Annotated in this window: 25 protein-coding genes and 1 pseudogene; 6 read left to right on the top strand and 20 right to left on the bottom strand. The window is 41.6% G+C overall.

Annotation, left to right across the window (positions count from 1 at the left end; all coding sequences use genetic code 11):
* Positions 1-176 precede the first annotated feature (176 nt).
* Both IM473_RS15790 and IM473_RS15785 read right to left on the bottom strand, forming a co-directional pair.
* A pseudogene (locus IM473_RS15790) lies at positions 177-419 on the bottom strand (DUF4276 family protein); the annotation flags it as partial.
* Complete coding sequence (locus IM473_RS15785; RefSeq protein WP_353738134.1) at positions 419-1,603, bottom strand: AAA family ATPase; 1,185 nt, start codon at positions 1,601-1,603, stop codon at positions 419-421. The pseudogene IM473_RS15790 and the gene IM473_RS15785, both read right to left, overlap by 1 nt.
* A 238-nt stretch (positions 1,604-1,841) precedes the next feature.
* Between IM473_RS15785 and IM473_RS15780 the strand changes: the two genes are divergently transcribed.
* A complete protein-coding gene (locus tag IM473_RS15780; RefSeq protein ID WP_287657652.1) occupies positions 1,842-2,978 on the top strand; it encodes a geranylgeranyl reductase family protein in 1,137 nt (378 codons plus the stop codon).
* Here IM473_RS15780 and aroB read toward each other — a convergent pair.
* Together aroB and IM473_RS15770 are read right to left on the bottom strand one after the other, a co-directional pair.
* Entirely contained in the window at positions 2,955-4,055 is a 1,101-nt protein-coding gene (gene aroB / locus IM473_RS15775; RefSeq protein ID WP_287657650.1) for a 3-dehydroquinate synthase, read from the bottom strand. The genes IM473_RS15780 and aroB overlap by 24 nt on opposite strands.
* A 178-nt stretch (positions 4,056-4,233) precedes the next feature.
* Positions 4,234-4,629: a hypothetical protein gene (locus tag IM473_RS15770; RefSeq protein WP_287657649.1), complete on the bottom strand. Its 396-nt coding sequence runs from the start codon at positions 4,627-4,629 to the stop codon at positions 4,234-4,236.
* A gap of 85 nt (positions 4,630-4,714) precedes the next feature.
* Between IM473_RS15770 and petN the strand changes: the two genes are divergently transcribed.
* From petN to IM473_RS15750, 4 genes are all read left to right on the top strand, one after another.
* Positions 4,715-4,804: a cytochrome b6-f complex subunit PetN gene (gene petN / locus IM473_RS15765; protein WP_012265708.1), complete on the top strand. Its 90-nt coding sequence runs from the start codon at positions 4,715-4,717 to the stop codon at positions 4,802-4,804.
* A gap of 16 nt (positions 4,805-4,820) precedes the next feature.
* Positions 4,821-4,964 (top strand): hypothetical protein, encoded by a 144-nt coding sequence (locus tag IM473_RS15760; RefSeq protein ID WP_287657648.1) that lies wholly within the window; start codon positions 4,821-4,823, stop codon positions 4,962-4,964.
* Positions 4,965-5,006: 42 nt separating this feature from the next.
* The gene (sbcD, locus tag IM473_RS15755; protein ID WP_287657647.1) at positions 5,007-6,260 is read left to right on the top strand and encodes an exonuclease subunit SbcD; all 1,254 of its coding nucleotides are present in this window, start codon (positions 5,007-5,009) and stop codon (positions 6,258-6,260) included.
* Positions 6,261-6,411: 151 nt separating this feature from the next.
* Positions 6,412-7,857, top strand: coding sequence for a serine/threonine-protein kinase (locus tag IM473_RS15750; protein ID WP_287657646.1), 1,446 nt, complete (start codon positions 6,412-6,414; stop codon positions 7,855-7,857).
* Between the two features lie 6 nt (positions 7,858-7,863).
* Here the strand turns inward: IM473_RS15750 and IM473_RS15745 are convergent, their stop codons facing one another.
* The 15 genes from IM473_RS15745 to IM473_RS15675 all read right to left on the bottom strand — a co-directional run bounded on the left by IM473_RS15745 (position 7,864) and on the right by IM473_RS15675 (position 19,371).
* Positions 7,864-8,316 (bottom strand): ATP-binding protein, encoded by a 453-nt coding sequence (locus tag IM473_RS15745; protein WP_287657645.1) that lies wholly within the window; start codon positions 8,314-8,316, stop codon positions 7,864-7,866.
* Positions 8,303-9,298 (bottom strand): anti-sigma factor antagonist, encoded by a 996-nt coding sequence (locus tag IM473_RS15740; RefSeq protein WP_287657644.1) that lies wholly within the window; start codon positions 9,296-9,298, stop codon positions 8,303-8,305. Before IM473_RS15740 ends, IM473_RS15745 begins: the two co-directional genes overlap by 14 nt.
* A gap of 113 nt (positions 9,299-9,411) precedes the next feature.
* Entirely contained in the window at positions 9,412-10,062 is a 651-nt protein-coding gene (locus IM473_RS15735) for a DUF3318 domain-containing protein (RefSeq protein ID WP_002756971.1), read from the bottom strand.
* A 358-nt stretch (positions 10,063-10,420) separates the two neighbouring features.
* Positions 10,421-11,050 carry a ribonuclease D gene (locus IM473_RS15730; protein WP_287657642.1) on the bottom strand — a complete coding sequence of 210 codons (630 nt, stop codon included), beginning with the start codon at positions 11,048-11,050 and terminating at the stop codon, positions 10,421-10,423.
* A 117-nt stretch (positions 11,051-11,167) separates the two neighbouring features.
* Positions 11,168-12,157 (bottom strand): CAP domain-containing protein, encoded by a 990-nt coding sequence (locus tag IM473_RS15725; protein WP_287657641.1) that lies wholly within the window; start codon positions 12,155-12,157, stop codon positions 11,168-11,170.
* 306 nt (positions 12,158-12,463) lie between these two features.
* The gene (gene trpB, locus IM473_RS15720; RefSeq protein WP_287657640.1) at positions 12,464-13,711 is read right to left on the bottom strand and encodes a tryptophan synthase subunit beta; all 1,248 of its coding nucleotides are present in this window, start codon (positions 13,709-13,711) and stop codon (positions 12,464-12,466) included.
* Between the two features lie 113 nt (positions 13,712-13,824).
* On the bottom strand, positions 13,825-16,395 hold the full coding sequence (locus tag IM473_RS15715) for a DUF3536 domain-containing protein (RefSeq protein ID WP_287657639.1): 2,571 nt from the start codon (positions 16,393-16,395) through the stop codon (positions 13,825-13,827).
* Between the two features lie 425 nt (positions 16,396-16,820).
* Positions 16,821-17,078 carry a Txe/YoeB family addiction module toxin gene (locus IM473_RS15710; protein WP_287657637.1) on the bottom strand — a complete coding sequence of 86 codons (258 nt, stop codon included), beginning with the start codon at positions 17,076-17,078 and terminating at the stop codon, positions 16,821-16,823.
* Positions 17,059-17,313: a hypothetical protein gene (locus IM473_RS15705; protein ID WP_287657636.1), complete on the bottom strand. Its 255-nt coding sequence runs from the start codon at positions 17,311-17,313 to the stop codon at positions 17,059-17,061. Before IM473_RS15705 ends, IM473_RS15710 begins: the two co-directional genes overlap by 20 nt.
* Positions 17,314-17,476: 163 nt before the next feature.
* Complete coding sequence (locus IM473_RS15700) at positions 17,477-17,698, bottom strand: hypothetical protein (protein ID WP_287657635.1); 222 nt, start codon at positions 17,696-17,698, stop codon at positions 17,477-17,479.
* Positions 17,664-17,936, bottom strand: coding sequence for a BrnT family toxin (locus IM473_RS15695; protein WP_287657634.1), 273 nt, complete (start codon positions 17,934-17,936; stop codon positions 17,664-17,666). Before IM473_RS15695 ends, IM473_RS15700 begins: the two co-directional genes overlap by 35 nt.
* A 222-nt stretch (positions 17,937-18,158) precedes the next feature.
* Positions 18,159-18,443, bottom strand: coding sequence for a type II toxin-antitoxin system RelE/ParE family toxin (locus tag IM473_RS15690; protein WP_287657633.1), 285 nt, complete (start codon positions 18,441-18,443; stop codon positions 18,159-18,161).
* Positions 18,436-18,654 carry a hypothetical protein gene (locus IM473_RS15685; RefSeq protein WP_002801541.1) on the bottom strand — a complete coding sequence of 73 codons (219 nt, stop codon included), beginning with the start codon at positions 18,652-18,654 and terminating at the stop codon, positions 18,436-18,438. Before IM473_RS15685 ends, IM473_RS15690 begins: the two co-directional genes overlap by 8 nt.
* A gap of 218 nt (positions 18,655-18,872) precedes the next feature.
* Positions 18,873-19,118 carry a DUF2442 domain-containing protein gene (locus tag IM473_RS15680; RefSeq protein WP_287657632.1) on the bottom strand — a complete coding sequence of 82 codons (246 nt, stop codon included), beginning with the start codon at positions 19,116-19,118 and terminating at the stop codon, positions 18,873-18,875.
* Between the two features lie 4 nt (positions 19,119-19,122).
* Complete coding sequence (locus tag IM473_RS15675) at positions 19,123-19,371, bottom strand: DUF4160 domain-containing protein (RefSeq protein WP_002736965.1); 249 nt, start codon at positions 19,369-19,371, stop codon at positions 19,123-19,125.
* A gap of 146 nt (positions 19,372-19,517) precedes the next feature.
* Here IM473_RS15675 and IM473_RS15670 point away from each other — a divergent pair, with 146 nt between their 5' ends.
* On the top strand, positions 19,518-19,667 hold the full coding sequence (locus IM473_RS15670) for a hypothetical protein (protein ID WP_287657631.1): 150 nt from the start codon (positions 19,518-19,520) through the stop codon (positions 19,665-19,667).
* A gap of 29 nt (positions 19,668-19,696) precedes the next feature.
* Here IM473_RS15670 and IM473_RS15665 read toward each other — a convergent pair.
* The coding region (locus IM473_RS15665; RefSeq protein WP_287690523.1) for a hypothetical protein at positions 19,697-20,274 on the bottom strand (578 nt) is incomplete at its 5' end.

The following is a 20,274-nucleotide window of genomic DNA, read 5'->3' as shown; positions in this document are numbered from 1 at the left end:
TTAGGCGTTTTCGGTCAGCAAAAAAGGCTCAAACCATTACGGGACAAAGGGTTAACCTCGATTTATGATTTTCCTTGATATATCTGGGTTTCAGCGATTTTGGGCTTCTCGAAGTAAATCCCAAGCGGGGATTGGAGTTGAAGCTTTTCTCGATTTGTTTTTTGTCTAAGTCCCACTAGGTCTTTTTTGAGTTTTTGACAGTCGTGGGAATCCTGATCGTGAACAATAATAAATTTGGTATTGGGACTAGATTTATTGAAAGCTTTGAGTTTTATAGGAATAGATTTTGCTAGGTCTTGTTTGCCTTGATGACTAATACATATATAGCTGATTTCTGGGGGAATAAGTTTAGGCAAAAGTTCTTCTAACACATTTTTTATAGATGACTCTTCTAGCAAAAATACGATATCATAGTTCATTAGGGTTCTACTCCTTCAAACCAGCCTTGATTCCAAAGATAGCCGGGTAAATCGCCTGCCGCTACTAAGTTTTTGAGGATTTCGCTATCGTTAGCCCTATGGATTTGGGTGATACCTTGGGATTTAATTAGCCAGAAAATACTATCTAGTGGAACCGCATTGATAAAATCGGGGGAGTGGCTAGAAACAAATACCTGACCCCCCTGATCGCTATAGTGGGCGAATTCTTCGGCTAGTTCTTTTAATAAAGTAGGATAAAGTTGGTTTTCTGGTTCTTCGACACAGAGTAGGGGATGAGGATTGGGATCGAATAGTAATATTAAATAGGCGAACATTTTCATAGTCCCGTCAGAAACATAGCGATCAATAAAAGGGTCTTTAAAGGCCTGATCTTGAAAACGTAAAATCAAGCGACCGTCTTCGGTTTCTTTGGCTTCCACAGAGGAAATACCCGGAACTCTTTGTTTCATTTTTTCGAGAATTTGCTGAAAAATTGTGGGATATTGTTGATAAATATATTGAGCAACTGTAGCTATATTGTCGCCAGTAGGGGATAAGTGTTCAGCATAAGATATTTCTTTACTTCCTCTAGCTTCGCTAATATGAAAGTCAGAAACGTGCCAATTTTCAATCAGAGAACGAAAGGCTGTAGCGGCTTTAAAACGTTGAAATTGTCCTAATCCTTTGATTGCTAGTATATCGTTAGATTCTAGCTGTTGTTCTTCTCGATCGAGTTCTTTATCTGGTTTACTAAAATCTTCTTCGTTGGTGATAGCATATCCTTGACCAAGTTGAAAATCTAAAAAATGAAAAGGTTTACCGTGTTCACCCCGTTTATAGCGAAGTATTTCGCGTTTGATAACAGGGCGATTTTTGTTTTGTCCAATTATAAGTATATAAGTAACCAGACGTTCTGTATCTAAGATTTTCATGCGAAATTGCAGCTCGATTTCAATATTTTCCTGTTCTTGACCTCTAGTGATAATTTCTCTATAACCGCCGCGAATTTGTAAGGCTTGGCGAATGTTATTTTTGAGGGCATCTCGCAGAAAACCAAAAATATCAAATAGAGTAGATTTTCCCGTGCCGTTAGCTCCAATAATCACACAAAAAGGGGGAATATCTCTTATGTGTATGTTTTTAAACATACGATAGTTTTTTATTTTAATAGAAACAATTTTCATGATATAATCGAGCCGTTATAGTTTTTTTGATTATACGATTGATTAGGTGAAGATAATTGATCAATTAGCCAAAAAAGCCAGAGATTAGACTCTCTTGGACATTGGGGGATAAATCAGTTAGAAACTAGAGAGGCAAGCTCAACCGCCTGAAGAAGGGACAAGAAACCAGACTCAAGACAAGTTGCCAAAAATAGCGTAAATTGTCCATAAATTTGTTCAACGACTTAAATTAGTACAAATGTTTGACTGTATTATCATCGGTGCGGGACCAGCAGGAACGACGGCGGGTTATCATCTAGCTAAAAGGGGGCGATCGATCCTGATCCTCGATAAAGCGAAATTACCCCGTTATAAACCCTGTGGTGGTGGGGTATCCCCGGCAATTAAGCAGTGGTTTGATTTTGATTTTACCCCCGTGATCGAGAATACCGTCACGCAAGTGGAGTTTACTTGGAAACAGGGGGATGCCGCCACCACTAAGTTAAATATGCTAGAACCGATGTGGATGGTACAAAGGGATCGTTTCGATGATTTTTTAGGTCAACAGGCGATCGCAGTCGGGGCAACCATCCAAGATAACAGCGAAGTTACCCAGATCAAATTCCTTCAAGATCACTGGCAAGTTACCACATCCCAAGGAACATTTTCAGGTAAATATCTGATTGCTGCCGATGGTGTTAAGGGTAATACCAGTCGCTGGTTGGGATTACCGGCGAAAAACCAAACGATCGGGGCTACTCTCGAAATTACTAACGCAGAAGCGACTATTCCCCCCAAAAAAGCTTTTTTTGACTTTGGTTCCCTAAAAAATGGTTATATCTGGGCTTTTCCCAAGTCTAATGGTTACACAATTAGCGGTGCTTGTTTTAAGGGCAGCATCAAATCCGAGGAGCTAAAAAAACAACTGTTAAATTATGCCCATCAAAAAGGCTGGAATTTAGAGGATTATCGCTATAGTGAGTATGCTTTAGCCCTTTGGAACGGAAATCAACCGCTACACGCCCAAAATGCCCTAATTACAGGGGAAGCGGCGGGGATTCTCGATCCTCTCATCGGTGAGGGTATCCGTCCGGCAATTTTGACGGGAGTTAAGGCAGCCGAGGCGATTGATCGAGCTTTAGCCGGAGATAATCAGGCTTTAGCGGGCTATAGTCGGATAATTCGGGAAGAATGGGGGGAAGATATGGCTTTAGCGGCCAAATTAGCCGGTTTATTCTATCAATTTACCCAAATCGCCTACAATGTCGCCGTTAAACGGCCGATCGCCGGTCAACTGATGGGACGTATTCTCGTGGGAGATTTAAAATACCGGGATGTTACGGAGCAAGCGATGCAACAATTGAAAAAGCTTTTACTGCCCAGATTCGGTTGGTGATAACACCTCGCGCACCAGGGTGGGGGTGACTCGATCGCTAATGGTGACTTGGCCGATTGCCGTTGGTAAAATAAATCTAACCTTGCCATCTTTAACTTTTTTATCGGCAGTGAGAGCATTTACCATCTCATCGGCATTTAAAGGCGGAATATGGGTTTCTAAGGCGGCTTTTTCGATTAAATCGGTTTGACGTTGATTTTCCCCGGCGGTCCACATTCCCAGTTTAACAGCGATCGCTCCTGCCGCCACCATCCCCATGGCCACCGCTTCCCCGTGGTTAACGCTAGTGTATCCCGTTAAACTTTCAATGCCGTGGGCGATCGTGTGACCATAGTTTAAGATCGCCCGCAAACCTGCTTCTTTTTCGTCTGTGCATACCACATCTGCTTTAGCTTGGCAAGACTTTGTAATAATTATTTGCAATAGCTCGCCATCGATCTGAGAAAAACTGGCTAAATTGTCCGAGTCTTCTAACTGTTGAAATAACTCGGCATCCCAAATTACACCGTATTTAATCACTTCTGCCATTCCAGCCCGAAATTCTCGCACGGGTAGGCTTTTAAGCAAGCTAGGATCGATCAGAACTAATTTCGGTTGATAAAACGCCCCGATCAGATTTTTGCCCTGGGGATGATTAACACCAGTTTTACCCCCGATGGAAGCGTCCACCATGGCTAAGAGAGTGGTGGGAACCTGGACAAAATTAACGCCCCGTAACCATGTGGCTGCCGCAAATCCCGTCATATCACCGATTACACCACCACCGAGGGCAACCATAGTCGAGGAACGTTCCAGCCGGTGAGCGAGGGCGCTATCATAAACTTGGGCGATCGCATCGAGGGTTTTATAATTTTCGCCGGCGGGGATCAGATGAGTAAAAACGACAAATCCCGCTTTTTCTAGGGAATTAACGGCTATTTGCCCGTAATAGTCAAAAATTTCGGGATTAGAAACCAATAAAACCTTTTTACCTAAGCTTAAACGGCTCATTTCTGCACCGAGATTAGCTAAACTGCCCTTCTCGATCAGAATATTATAGGAGCGATCGGGTAAATTAACGGGAATACAAATAGCCATAGGGTGTGGGGTGTGGGGTGTGGGGTGATGTTTCAGTGATCAGTGATCAGTAAACAGTGATCAGTAAACAGTGAAAAGACAGTGGGAAACTGCCATTTAATGCTGCTCACTTAATACATACTGCTCACTGAAAACTTAAATCTGATAACTGATAACTGATAACTGATAACTGAGTCGGTTACTGGCGCAGCTTAGTCAGCTCCAAGAGTAGACGACAGGATAAAAAACAGATAAAGCTCTCTCCCAGAAAGAGACTTAATTGCCAAGCGTCAGCGATCAAGTCTGTGGATAATTGTAGGGGAACTAGGCCGCGGACTAGGGTAAAAGCTGCCACTGTACCATCTTTGAGATGGGGATTATCATCGTTACGGACGACATAACGATAGGTGACACCGAAGAGAAATCCGCTAATTATCGCCCCGGATATCTTGACAAAAGCGCTAATTATTGTGAGCGATTCCCCTAAAAATAGTCGATCAACAGTTAAAAATAGCAGATAGGGAACCACGAAAGCCAGAGCCGAGATACTCCCCACCTGTATGGATTCGATTCTTTCCTTGAGCGTAATTTGCACGATCGCCTCTCTAAAACGGAGTCACTGATGAAGTATTATAAATTGAGTAGTTATCTCGCAAGTAATTCGTTTAACAAAGGCAATTATGGATATTTTGACACTTGGTTGGGTTAGCATTCTCGCCCTGTTCACTTGGTCGATCGCCATGGTGGTTTGGGGTCGTAACGGTTTCTAGGTAATCTATAGATACCATGGAAACATCCTTGATTCTCAACACTCTCTTTCTTGTCGCCTTAATTCTTCTCGTTGTCGTTAGTGGTGGTATTCTCTACCTGACGACTACAGAATGGCGTGATCGCCGTCGTCAAGATCGCGATAAAAAATTAGGAAAATAATCCTGAACAGGTGTACTTAATTACGCCTGTTTTTCCTTTACTATGATTAAAATACTGCACTTATCGGATATTCACATGGGGAGCGGTTTTTCCCATGGACGTTTAAATCCAAAAACGGGGTTAAATACTCGTTTAGAGGATTTTATGGGCAGTTTAAGCCTCTGTATCGATCGGGCTATTGCTAACCCTGTGGATCTAGTGCTTTTTGGGGGAGATGCCTTTCCCGATGCCACTCCTCCTCCTTTTGTTCACGAAGCTTTTGCCAGTCAATTCCGTCGTCTTGCCGATGCTAATATCCCGACGGTGTTATTAGTGGGTAATCACGATCAACATTCTCAGGGTAATGGCGGTGTCAGTCTCTCCATCTATCGTACCCTAGCGGTGCCGGGGTTTATTGTTGGCGATCGCCTGACCACCCATCGCATCACCACCCGCAACGGCGATATCCAAGTAATTACTTTACCCTGGTTAACCCGCGCCACTCTCTTAACCCGTCCCGAAACCGAGGGTTTATCCTTGAGTGGGGTAAATGAATTATTAATTAACCGTTTGGAACCAGTTTTAGAAGGAGAAATCCGCCAATTAGATACAAGTTTACCAACAGTTTTATTAGCCCATTTAATGGCTGATCGAGCTAGTTTAGGAGCAGAAAGATTTTTAGCGGTTGGTAAAGGTTTTACCGTGCCTTTATCCCTGCTAAATCGTCCACAATTCGAGTACGTTGCCCTCGGTCATGTTCACAAACACCAGAATCTTAATCCTAGCAATGATCCGCCCATTGTCTATCCGGGGAGCATCGATCGAGTGGATTTTAGCGAGGAAAAAGAAGATAAGGGCTATGTTTTAATAGAAGTGGCTAAAGGAGAGGTTAAATGGGAATTTTGCCCTTTACCCGTGCGTCCTTTCCGTTCCATCGAAGTGGATGTTTCCGAGGCAGAAAACCCCCAAAAAGAATTGCTGAAAGCTCTGAAAAAATACGATATTCAGGAAGCAGTTATCCGCTTAGTTTATAAAATTCGCAGTGAGCAATTAGAACTAATCAACACCAATCAGCTTGATGAGGCGTTAAAACCTGCCCATAGCTATAGTATTCGGGCGGAGTTAATTAGTCAATTAACCCGTCCCCGTTTACCTGAATTAGGGGTGGGTAATCAATTAGATCCGATGGAGGCGTTAAAAGCTTATATCGATAATAAGACAGATTTGCGCGATATTGTCGATGATATGTTAGAGGCAGCCCAGCTTTTATTAAATCAACAGCCAGAAATTTGGCCGGAGCAAGAAAGCTCGATTTAGCTATCAGCTATCAGTTATCAGTTATCAGTTATCAGTAATCAGTTATCAGTAATCAGTTATCAGTAATCAGTTATCAGTTGTCGGTTATCAGTTCACTGTTCACTGTTTACTGATAACTGAAGCATCTTCCCTATCCCTGTTGAAACTAGCCATGAGTTTATGTCTTAATCCCGATTGTCTATATAACAATGATCCTACAGATAAATTCTGTCAAAAATGTCGCTTTCAATTATTAATAAAAGATCGTTATCGTGCTATAAAATTAATTGGTCAAGGAGGTTTCGGTAAAACTTTTCAAGCAATTGATGAGGATAAACCTTCTAAACCTTATTGTGTGATTAAACAATTTTTTCCTAGCGCTCAAGGCAGTAATGCTCTCAAGAAAGCGGCGGAATTATTTAAAGAAGAAGCGATTAGTTTAGATAATCTCGGTCAACACCCACAAATTCCCTCCCTCTATGCCTATTTTACCAGCAATGATGGGCGACAATATCTTGTGCAAGAATATATTGAGGGAGAAAATCTAGAACAAGAATTACAAAGCGAGGGAGTTTTTAATGAAGAAAAGATCAAACATCTTTTATTAGAAATTTTGCCAATTCTTGATTTTATCCACGCTAAAAGAGTCATTCATCGGGATATTAAACCAGCGAATATAATTAGGAGACGCAGCGATAATAAAATAATTTTAGTGGATTTCGGTGCCTCTAAATTTATAACCATTGCTAATCTTTCCCTGACAGGAACAGTGATCGGTTCGGCGGGATATATCGCTCCAGAACAAAGTAATGGCAAAGCGATTAATAGTAGTGATTTATATAGTTTGGGAGTCACTTGTATCTATTTATTAACGGGAATATCTCCCTTTGAATTATTCGATGTGAGTGAACATGAATGGGTATGGAGACAGCACCTGATTAATAATCCTGTTAGTGTTGAATTAGGTAAAATTTTAGATAAATTAATTGAATTTGGCACCAAAAAACGTTATCAATCAGCTGGGGAAGTCCTGCAAGAGTTAGCAGTAAAATTAGCTGCAGTGATTCCGCCAAAACCCCGATCACAGAATACAATTCAAGAAACGGTTTTGCCAGTTTTTCCAGCCGGCATCAGGGAGGAAATTAACCTCAAAAGTGCCAAGGCAATTAATTACACTAACCTACGGGATTTATTAGCGCAAGAAAAATGGCAGGAAGCCGATCAAGAAACAGCTAATTTATTATTAAAAGTTGCCGATCGAACTAAAGAAAAATATCTTAAGATAGAAGATATAGATAACTTTCCCTGTGAAGATTTAGCCACTATCAATCAACTCTGGTTACAATATAGTCAGGGAAAATTCGGTATATCTGTTCAGAAAAGAATTTATGAAAGTTTGGGAGGAAGCGGCAATTATGATCAACAAAAATGGAACGATTTTGGATCAAAAGTCGGTTGGCGAGTTAATAACAAGTGGTTATACTACGATCAAATTACTTTCTCTCTCAAAGCACCCTGGGGACATCTCCCCACCCTTGTCTGGGGTGTGGGTGGTGGCATAATTCTTTTTTCTCGTCTGGAAACCTGTGCCATTGACGTAGTTTCTAACAGGGGATAAATTGACTTAAAAACTTTTCTGGAGAATTAAACAATTTCTCCCTTCGCCAGTGCGGATATATTGTAAAGTATCAGTAAGAGAACGCATAAAAATTAATCCTCGATCGCTTTCCATTTCCAAAGGTGCGACGGGATGTTGTTGTAGAGAATCAAGTTTTTCTTGGAGATCAAAAGGTTGACCGTGATCCCATATTCTTATTTCTAGAGAATGGGACTGTAAAGTTAATTCTAGATCGATCGGTGTGGTCGGTGGTAAATGTTGGTGAGCGTAACGGACAGCATTAGTAAATCCTTCCGCTAAAGCCACCTTACACTGCCAAAGCGCCGAGTCAGGTAGAAAGGAACTGCCGTGAGATTCAAACCATTGTAGGACTGGGATTAAAGCTGCCAATTCCGTCCGGACTTGTAGATGGAATTGGAGGGGGAAAGAAGGGGAATTTAAGACGTCAGAAGGCACCACTGTTTTTTTGAAAGAGAATCAAAATTGTTTTAAAAATCAGTTGTAGATCGTAGCCTAAACTCCAATTTTCTTGATAGCGCAGATCTAGTTGAATTACCTCTTCAAAATTACTCACCCGAGAGCGACCATTCACCTGCCATTCTCCTGTCATACCGGGTTTTACATCTAAACGTTGCCATTGGGGAACATCGTAGCGTTCCACCTCATCGGGGGTGGGAGGACGAGTGCCAACAAGACTCATTTCACCGGTGATCACATTCCAAAACTGGGGCAATTCGTCCAAACTGGTGCGACGTAAAAATTTTCCTACCCGGGTAATCCGGGGATCATTTTTATTTTTAAAAAAAGCTCCCTCCGCTTGATTGGGGATTTTATCCTTGAGTGCTTCTGCATCCACACACATGGAACGAAACTTAAGAATTTTAAATTCCTTTCCCAACCAACCGCAGCGGGTTTGACTAAAAAAAATTGGACCCGGACTGTCTAACTTAATAGCGATAGCAATGGGGACAAAAATAACCCCCGTGATTAATAAACCCACGATCCCACCAACAATGTCAAGACCGCGCTTTAACCAACTGCGAATCGAAGGATGGGTTTCCGGTAGATGGTTTTCATTGGCAGTCAAGCTCTTTTCTTGGGCTGCTAGGGGGGAGGTTTGGAAAGTGAATAATTGATCTAGTCCCGTAATCGATAAAACCCCCATCACTGGGGGATGGACGTTAGCCAGCACTAACTCGATATTTTCTGCCTTGGCCGCTTTGAGATTATGGACTAAAGCACCCACGCCACTACTATCCATAAATTGAGTGGCATTTAGATCAAGAATGACTTTTTCGGGAGTGGGTGTTTGGGCGATGAGATGGTGAAACAGTTCCTTGAACTGTACTGCTTCCAAGACAGTCAAGCGATCGGGCATCCGCAAAACTGGATACTCCATCGGAATGATCAGAAAACGTGTTTCAGGAATTTGGGAAGTCATCGACACAAAGAGGTGGTTTGATAGATGAACAAGGCCTGATGACCTACCTAATGTTTACTACACTTTTCCCCAAATACCAATGGGTAATGTCACAGATTACCTGTAATTATCGGCTAACGAATCTCACCTAGGGGCGGACGGCCTTGGGTTTGGGCTTTCGCTTTGGCTGCACTCTTTCTCAGGGCATCTAAACGGGTCTCATAACGCTTACGCAGACGACGGTTGGGCGTTTGTTCAATTAGGGTTTTAAAGGCACTGCCTAGGCTCTTGTAGGCGTTGGGGAGAGAATAACCGAAACGGGTGGCTAGGGCGATCGCTTTTTCATCGGCTTCGATCGCTTCTTTGAGAATTTTATCGCCATTATTTTTGCGCCAGAGACGATAACCAGAAATCCCACATAATCCCATAGCCAAAAGCAATAATAACCCGTCCTGTACCCATAATTCCCCCACCGCACCACCTAGACCGATAGCGAGGGCGGCCATTTCCCAGCCTTCCCTCGGAATACTATCATTTTGAATCCTGGCGACTTCATGCCAAAAGAGCAAATTACGCTGATCAATGGCTAAATTTTCCCATTTGGCTAAATCTATCTGAATTTCTACCTCATCTCTGCCAATTTCTTCACAACGGATCAGGGGGGGGTTAACCTCTGTGGAACCTTCTACCGTTACCCAACTTTGTAATTCTGGCGGTAGTAGGGTTTTTAGGCGCCGAAGTTCGCTCATTTCGGCTCGTGCAGAGGAGGCCGCATAAGATGTCATAGATTTTTTACCTATTCTCTACCAATGACGATGATTTCTATTTTCGATCATAGCGGTCTTTTTTGTGATCTTGGCAGCTTTTGGCAGTAGAGAGCATTTTCAGTTGTCGGTAATCAGTGAGGGGAGTGGGGAGACCACTTCGTGCGCGTTGCGGGGGGAAATGGGGAAATGGGGAAGTGGGGAGTGGGGAGAAATAATCCATAACTGGGTTTTTAAGGTTCGATTGGGAGTCAATCATACTAAGTAGGTGGGTGTTAAAAATTGTCAGATACCCCCCTTATTAAGGGGGGATTAAGGGGGGATCAAAGACAAAATCTATCTTCTATTTACTTATTAAATAGACCTTAACTTTTGCCGACTAATGCTCAAATATATCTTTGTATTGCTGTAAATCTAAAGCGGTGAAGATGGGGATACAACTAAAGCATTTTTGGGCTAATTCCCATCTTTCTTCTCTTTGCAGCATCACAATTAGTTTATCTCGCACTGACAATAAATAGCGCACATCGTTAGCAGCATAACTCAGTTGTTGTGGGGTAAGATTAGCGGCATTTCCCCAATCAGAACTCTGAGCGGTTTTGTCTAATTCTATGCCTTCTAATTCCTGCACGAGACTTTTTAAACCGTGACTGCTGGTATAAGTCCGAGCCAGTTTACTGGCGATTTTGGTACAGAAAATCGGTTGAGTGGCAATGGCAAAAGTTTGGGACAATTGAGCCACATCAAAACGGGCGAAATGAAAGACTTTTTCTATCTGCTCATCCTCCATGACCTTTTTCAGATTAGGAGCCTCTGTTTGCCCCCTAAAAACCCGAATAGCGGTGACAAAACCACTGGGATCACAGAGTTGAATTAAACACAGTCGATCGCGCCCCGGTATTAATCCCATAGTTTCTGTATCTACAGCAATCGAATTAACCCCTAGATAACGGGATAATAGGTCATCGCTTAAATCTTGATCGCACACTTGAAAATTGTCTAAGTTCATATAGTTAGGAGTTAAGAGTTCAGGAAGTGGGGAAGTGGGGAAGTGGGGAAGTGGGGAAGTGGGATAAAAAAAGCCGAGAGATGATAGTTAAATTTAAATATCATCATGGTCATTTTGTCAACGCTTTTTAACAAAAAGTTGTGTAAAATAATATTCACCAGCATTATTTTTAGCGATACCGATACCGGTGAGATGATAATCACCAACCATATTTTTTTGATGACCGGGGCTATTAATCCAACCCTTGACGGCAACGCTAACGGGGTCAGGATATCCCTTCATAAAAGCCAAATTTTCGCCCATTTTTTCTAAAGGAATCTTCCTTTGTACTGCCTTGACTCTTCCCTCAAAACCATCATGACTAAAAGGAGCCTGTTTATTGGCCATTTTTTGACTAAATAAGCGAGCTTCATGACTAATACGAGCATCGAGACGTAGGGGCGGTAAATTTTGAGAAATTCGGTAGCGATTAACTTGATAATTAGTGTTCTCTTCGAGGGTAATAAAAAAAGATTGATTCCCGATAAAATCATAGCCAAGGGTATTAGTAGCAACGGGAGCGGATTGACGTTTTAAAAATATTTGAGTAAAGTACAATTTTCCTTGATTATCCGTCGCTACTCCAATCCCGGTACTATCAAAATCTCCCTCCATATTTTCCCGATGACCTTGACTTTTAATCCAACCATCCACAGCAATCATTACTGGGTCATCATAACCTTGATTAACTGCCAGATTTTCCCCCACCGCTTCATAGGGAACTGAAACGCCAATAGTTTGCGCTCTTTTGTCAAAATCTTGGTGACTAAAAGGAACTAAACCCGCGGCCATACGTTGGCTATGTAATCTTGCTTGTTGCGAAATTGCCCGATTTAACAGTAGGGGAGATAAATTGCGAGATTGACGATAGCGATTGACCTGTTGATAGATTTTATTCTCTAAAATAAGTAAAGTTGCCGCATCTAAAGGAGAGGGAGAAGGAGAGGGAGAGAAAGATGGTACAAGTTCCGTAAAAGAGCTATAGTTTAAGGCACTACAGGCCATTAAACTTGTCGATATAAGCATCAAAATTCCTAACTGATAATGTTTCTTAAAAGAACTTTTCATATTAATCTAGTCTAGAAGGGGAAATAGGTCAAAACGAATATCAAATTTAGATGCACAATAGCTTATACCTCTTATTTATCAGTTATCAGTAAACAGTTATCAGTTATCAGTGAGGGGATGGGGAGTGGGTAGCATTTTCATTGCTCAGTAAATAGTAATCGGTCAAGAGTGAAAGAACAGCAAGAAACCGCTATTTAATAAGTAGGTGGGTGTTAAAAATTGTCAGCACCCCCCTTATTAAGGGGGGATTAAGGGGGGATCACTTAATACTCAAATCTGATAACTGCTCACTGAAAAGGCTAAAGGTTAACCATTCATCGATAAATATTTAGCCACCGATTGCACATCTTTATCACCCCGTCCAGAGAAATTAATAACAATGCGAGGACTACCGGTTACTTGCGGGCAAAGAGTTTCTAAATAGGCTAAAGCGTGGGCAGTTTCTAGAGCCGGAATAATCCCTTCTAAACGGGAAACTCTTTGAAAAGCTTCTAATGCTTCCTGGTCAGTGACACTGTAATATTCGGCGCGACCACTATCTTTTAAAAAGCTATGTTCTGGCCCGACTCCGGGATAATCTAAACCGGCACTAATTGAGTGGGCCTCGATAACTTGACCTTCGTTATCTTGTAATAAATAACTCATTGCTCCATGTAGAACCCCCGGTTGACCTTGGGTAAGGGTGGCTGCGTGTTTTCCGGAAGCGATACTTTCCCCGGCAGCCTCAACACCAATTAAACGCACGGCAGCTTCTTTAACAAACTCATGAAATAAACCCATAGCATTAGAACCACCCCCCACACAAGCGAGGAGAATATCTGGTAAACCGCCCCATTTTTCCAGACTTTGCTGACGAGTTTCTTGACCAATAACCGCGTGAAAATCGCGCACCATCATCGGATAGGGATGGGGACCGGCCACAGAACCAAGAATGTAGTGAGTGGTTTCGACATTAGTTACCCAGTCGCGAATCGCTTCCGAGGTGGCATCTTTCAGGGTTCCTGTCCCGGCGGCCACGGGTTGCACCGTCGCCCCAAGCAGTCTCATGCGGAAAACATTGAGTTCTTGGCGTTCCATGTCGTGAATTCCCATATAAATCACGCATTCTAGACCAAAACGAGCGCAAACCGTAGCGGTGGCCACGCCGTGCTGTCCTGCCCCGGTTTCGGCGATAATTCGCTTTTTACCCATGCGTTTGGCTAATAAAACCTGACCAAGGGCGTTATTAATCTTGTGGGCCCCGGTATGGTTTAAATCTTCCCGTTTTAGGTAAATTTGCGCCCCAGTACCGTCAGCTTTGGCATAATGGGCGGTGAGACGTTCGGCAAAATATAAGGGACTAGGTCTACCGACGTAATCCTTGAGCAGTTGATTTAATTCTTCTTGAAAATCGGGGTCGTCTTTATACTGATTATAGGCCGTTTCTAGTTCACTTAAGGCTGGCATCAGGGTTTCCGGGACGTATTTGCCCCCGTAGCGTCCAAAACGCCCAAAAGCATCGGGATACTGGCTTGCTGTGCTGGCTGAGGCGGCATAAATCGGCGTGATAGTCATGTAAATCTTCGATGAGAGACTATGTCCATTATAAATCTAAGGGTTTAGTCTCTGGGTTAACCTGAGTTCGATGGCAAATCAAAGGGTGAGCATTGCCCACCCTGTTACTGATTTTACAGCCAAATACTCACATCAACTTTTAACACCTGTCCTAATAGTAATAACCACTTTAATTGAGTCATCGGCCAGGGACAGAAAGCAGCTATTGAATTGGACTGCAAAGAATTAGGAACTAGACGATCATGGAAGTAATAATAGTATAATTCCTGAGAGCGATCGAGGGATAATCCTAGCTTTAATTGTTGGCTAACTTCAATTAAACGGGTGATTAACCTGGTATCCTCCTCCGCCGTTAAAGGATCGCCATCGTGTAATAATTTCCCAAGAGATTGCCAGAGCAGACTTTCTAAGGTTTGACGCGCTTCGGGAATGTTTAATTGACAGTGTAAATGATTGGCTTCCTTAGCAATAGCCAATAATTGATCGAGATTATTTTCCGTCGCTTGCCGCTGCTCAAAATCTTTTTCTAGGGCATTAATCACCTGTAAACAACGGTGAGAAATGGCAATATCGGCCGCTACCTGTAACTCTTGAGGTACGGGCAGCTCATCCCGTTGGAAAGCCGCTAAAATGCCGTAATTATCCCGATAAACTTGGGTGTATAATTGATCGAGACGTTTTTTAGTTTCGGCTGTCACCTTCTGCATGATTCGGTGTCTTTCATCGGCAAAAAGATGGGGTAAAGCAAAAAAGTTTTCTCCCAATCCGCGCCCCATTTCTACGATCATGGTTGAGACACTGGCCTGTTGTAAAGATTGAAAGAGATGCTCCTTAAGATTGGTATAGATTAACCGACTGTTAAACGGTTGAATGCAGCAGTAAAAATCCCAACCTCCTAAATGTAGAACAGCAAAAACAAAATGTTCACTTTCTTGGGTAATTTCCGAGGTTAATTCCACCTGTCCCACTGCTAAAGTTAAAGACCCGATCGCTTGTTTTTGATAATCTAATTGACGGGTATTGTAACAATAAATCCGATGATGACTGGGATAATTGGTAAATAGGGAACTAATAGCGTAATGGGCCGCCACCCGTTCCAAATCGACCCGCGCAGAAGTGACCAATTGTCGATAGACATCGGCCCCATCTTGATATAACTTAACGTTACTGGGGGCCAAAGCTAGACGACTGAGGAAATTCATTTCTAATTGAATTCCGGCCACTTCTCCGGCTAATTCCAGGGCCCGGCCAGCATATCTCAAAATTTGCGTGCCTTCAGGTCGAGAAATTTCCTCAAAAAACCAGCCACAACTGGTAAACATTAATAAAGCTTGTCTTTGCATTTCTAATAAACGCAAAGCATCGATTTTCTCGCTTTTACTCAGGTTGCGACTTTGATGCAGGGCGAGGAAATGTTCGATCGCGTCTGGGGATCGATCTAAAATAACTGCAATGTAGTCATCCCTTGTCTGCCAAGGATCGCGGAAAAATTCCTGTCCCTGAATCTCATAGACCTTAATTAACTCATCTCTGAGCCAATTTAGGGACTCGCGCAGGGGTTTACGCCATTTTTGCTGGTAATTTCCCCCTCCCCCGCAACCACAGTCATCCTGCCAACGATTTACGCCATGGACACAACTCCACGCGGTTACGGGTTTTAATTCCACTTCCCAAGTTGGGGGGCAAATACTGAGATAATGGGCGAAATTGGTGACTGTCCAGCCGTTTTTAGGGAAAGATTCCGTAAAAGCATAGCTAAGACACTTTTGTGTCCCCTGTTTGTGGTGGCCGAAGGTTTCCCCATCGGTAGCGACGCTGATTAACTGGGAGGGACGATGATCCCCTTTAATTGCCTGTCCCAGACGACCGACGAGAAAATCACTGCTGGCTAGGACATCATTAAAGCCCATATCGCGAGAAATTGGACCATCGTAGAAGAAAATATCCAGATAACGACCATCGGGGATGTAACAGCGATAGGGACGGGTGGGATCGATTTGACCTCCGGCCACCGCGTGCCATTGGGGATGGGGATCATGGTCGCTAGGGAAAGGACGACAGCGCAGGGCCTGGGAAGGGGCTAAAATGGTGAATTTAATCCCCTCATCGATTAAAGCTGTCACTGTGGCTAAATCAATGGCTGTTTCCGCTAACCACATTCCTTCGGGATCGCGGCCGAAACGGTGCTGAAAATCGGCTTTTCCCCAGCGAATTTGGGTGTATTTGTCCTGTTTGTTGGCTAGGGGCAGAATGATATGATTATAGACCTGGGCGATGGCGTTACCATGACCGTTTAAGCGTTGACAACTTTTTTGATCCGCTGTCAGGATGCGTTGGTAAACTTCGGGATCATGGGATTGCATCCATGACATTAGGGTAGCCCCGATGTTAAAGCTGAGATATTCGTAGTTATTGACTATTTTGATCACTTCCCCCCGGTCATTGTAAATGCGCGCAAAAGCATTGGCACGATAACACTCGTGATGGATGCGTTCATTCCAATTGTGGAAGGGATGGGCGCTCGGTTGCCGTTCAATTCTGTCTAGATAGGGATTTTCTCGCGGTGGTTGGTAAAAATGTCCGTGAACCGTGATATAAACTCCGTGAGCGGTTTTCAGGGGATCGACCCCCGTATCGGTATAGGAATAAAAGGTTGTAGAAGGATGTTCAACAAGATAAGTCATGGAAATGCCTAGAAAATCGTTTTTTTTTGAGCGAAAATAGCTGTAGAATGTAGCGACCTGATGTTTAAAAAGACTGAAAACCTGGCCGTTTTTCACGGCCTTGGGGTCACAATATCACATTTTATTTTCCTAGCAAAGCTAGGGTTAACAATTCGCAACTTCTCGATACACAGCCCTAAGTAATACTAAATCTTGTTACAAAATCTAGCTTTTTCGGGTAATCTGTTGACTATCTGGCTTACTGACCATCCTTTGCCATCAGCGTTCTACCCTAAGAGAGATGCGATCACTACTCCCCCTGACCAAAAAGCGATCGCAATTACCCAAAAATTGCTCATTCCCAAAATGATCGACCCCCGCATTCCTATCCCAAGCAATGACAATTTTAAAGTTTAATCAACAAGATGACGGCGATTACATTGAGCCTAGTCATAATGAAATTTACAACTGATAATAATTTCTGTTTCTGTAATTTTATATACTAAGCGATGTTCATCATTAATGCGTCTTGACCAATAACCCTTGAGTTGATATTTTAACGGTTCGGGTTTACCGATTCCAGAGAAAGGATGGCACAATATATCATCAATTAAATCAACGATTTTTTTATAGAGTTTTTTGTTTTCTATCGACAATTCATTGAATTCTTTAAAAGCTTTCGGATCAAATACTATATTTTTCACTCCATTCTTTTGTGGTAATTGTCACTAAGTTTTCTTGATTTTCTATTCTGTCAATAGCTTCGGATAATTCACGCTGATTAGCTTCTGTTGAAAGAAGATATTCAGTTGTATCGGGTTCAGGATCAGATACTAAAATAATAATATCCACAGCTGTTCCTTCTTCTAGTTCCGCAGAATAAAGCTCTATTTTTCCTTCTCTGCCAACAATTCCTTTCTGTTTAATCGCTCTAATCATGATTTTTTCTCTTAAGATGTCAAACAATTATGGCTATTATATCAAAATCAGCATGAGTTAGAACTGATGAAGAAAAGCGATCGCCATTCCCCAAAAATTGCTCCTTCCCAAAGCGATCGCCCTTGGCGTTCCTATGCCAAGCAATGACAATTTTAAAGTTTAATCAACAAGATGACGGCGATCGCACTACAAGATCGGCATCTGTGATTGATGTACGGCGAAACTCATTTAATTCTTGTTGAGATAGGGGGAGACAGTCCGAATCTGCTTCGGCTGCTTTGTCAATTTCTTCCTCAGTCATTGCTGCAACTTTTTCCCAATCTGTCTTACCATGACTAACATTTTCGGGATCAAGTCTGACTCTGGTAATATTGTCGTCGTTCATTTTTATTGGCTCTCCTTGCTGAAATAATACGATATCTGCCGTTTCTTTTGGTATAGACAACAAATAAAACTACTTGATTAACTATACCGATTACTTGAATTCTAGTTTCATTATAATCACGTTTATCTTCTCTTTCCAGACAGTTGGGATCTAGAAAAATGTTTTTTGCATCTTCAAAATCAATTTTATGCTTGAGCAAGTTGGCAGCAGCTTTATTATTGTCCCATTCTATCTCCATTTTATCGAGATTTTGTATCTAGTTCATAATATTTTGGATTATAAGTAGGTAGGCGTTAAAAATTATCAGATGCCCCCCTTATCAAGGGGGGATTAAGGGGGGATCGAACCTAAAATCCATTTTTAATTTAATTATAACCAGCTACTTACATGATCGCCCTTTCCCATCATCAAAAAGCGATCGCCAACTCCGAAACCTTGCTAACATAATAAAAAATCATATTCAATAAACCTCATCGTGAGTTCCAATATCAATTAGGTTGATCTCTTCTTCTTGGGTTTCAGGGTTTGATTCAAAATTGAAAATAATTCGACAATCATATTCAACAGAAAAAGCCCAAACACCTGACAATTTCCCCTTTAGTTTATGGGTGCGTAATATTGGATTATAGGGATCGTCAGCGAGTAGTCTCAATTTGGCTTCTATTTTTGATTTTAAGTCGGGTTGTGGTTTAATCCTTGTTTTGAAAGCGCATTTAAATGATTGGCTAAAAACCAAGTTAATCATTGTTTAGTTTGGCAATAATGGAATCAACATCTCCTCGAAAAACATTACCATTTTGATAGTCTTGTCGAGCTTGAGAAATATTTTGAGCAATTTGTTCTCGTCTTTTTTCGATTTGCCGATGTTTAACAATATTGATCAAGTCATCTTGTTCATCAAAAGAGAGATAGTCAATCATTTCTAAGATTTGACTAAATTGCATTGTTGGCGGCATTGTTACTTTCCCCTTTTTCAATACAGACTTTTATTTTACTCTGCTTGGGCAATAATGACATCCGCGATCGCGGATCGATGACAACTTTCCAACTCACAAAGAGAGATCGCCTCTCCTTATCCCCAAACAGCGATCGCCCTTGGCGTTCCTATCCCAAGCAATGACAATTTCAGAGTTTAATCAAGAAGATAACAGCGATCGCACTACAAGATCGGCAATCATAGTTCAATTCCATTGATCCAAATTTCATACTCGCTTATATCAACTTCATCATTCCAAACGATTCCGCTACCTGATGGATCAAGTTGAAAGTTTTTAAAGAAAGCATAGTTTTTAAGGGAAGAAAACATCGTTTTTTCTAGTAGATTTTCACAGTTATATTTTCTAGCTTGATGATTAGAAAAATGCACCAATAGAGTATAATTTTCAATGATTTTGGCTGATGTTATTTTGGGATAAAGCATTGTTTTATTTCAAAGGTGGTAATTTATTAAATTCTTGAGTGTTCCACATTTTCAATAATTCTGATTGATAGATTGTTGCCCATTCTACAACCATTTTTGTGGCTCTATTAGGTAAGTCTCCTTCAATGATTTCTAAGGTTTCCAGATTAAATAGGGCGTTATATTCTCCATAAATCGCATGAAAATGGGGAGGTGGATGATCGGCAAAAAAGATTTTAATGATAATTCCATAAAATCGAGTAATTTCTGGCATAAATCTATTTTTATAAGTCTTGCTTTATGACAAAAATATTATAACAAAGCTTGTTGGGTTTTGTTACCTCGACCTAAACGACAAGATCAGCAATCGCACTCCTTATCCCCAAAAAGCGATCGCCCTTGGCGTTCCTATCCCAAGCAATGACAATTTCAGAGTTTAATCAAGAAGATAACAGCGATCGCACTGCCATCAATGTGCATGGTGCGTTCCCCAAAAGCGATCGCTTTGTAGCAGGACTTGCATTAGGGAACGCACCCTACGGCTGTTTTTTTCTGACTTCAGCAGACTAACGGCTAAACTCACCTGCGTGCGGAGCGCATCAGGTGTAGCGACTTTTTAGCCTTGATTTATATTCTACTGTTTTATATTTTAAATCTTCAAGAAATTCAAAATAAATATTTTTCTGATCAATTTTATGGATATTATCAATAGTTGAAAGTATATCATCACATTCTTGTGCATTTGCTCCATTCATTCCATATAGAATTCCCGCAGGGTATTCATGACCACAGAACTGAAGCCAATCTATAAACTTACAAATATATGTCGTCTTTACCCACTCATCATCTGGAAAACTATTTAACAACTCTATTAATAATTGCCGTTCACTTTTATATTCAAATTTTTCCCACAACTCTTGATCAGAATAAAAATGTTGAATATGTTTTATTAATAATTTTGTTTCCTGAAGTTTACCTTCATGGTATCCACTAAGCAGGTGAGGAAATACTATTCCTTTAAAAAGTATATGATTTATATTGTTACTTTCACCATCATTTAAAATTTCATTTAATAAATTATTATCATTCGTTTCTTTCCAATATAAAACCAATTCGTTGGCGATGATGTTTGCCTTTTTTCGCAAACCATCACTCAGTAGTTTCTTGTATAAAAGAT

The sequence above is a fragment of the Microcystis sp. M015S2 genome (genome assembly GCF_020245945.1).
Taxonomy (GTDB): Bacteria; Cyanobacteriota; Cyanobacteriia; order Cyanobacteriales; family Microcystaceae; genus Microcystis.
This window is presented reverse-complemented; position numbering and strand designations above follow the sequence as displayed.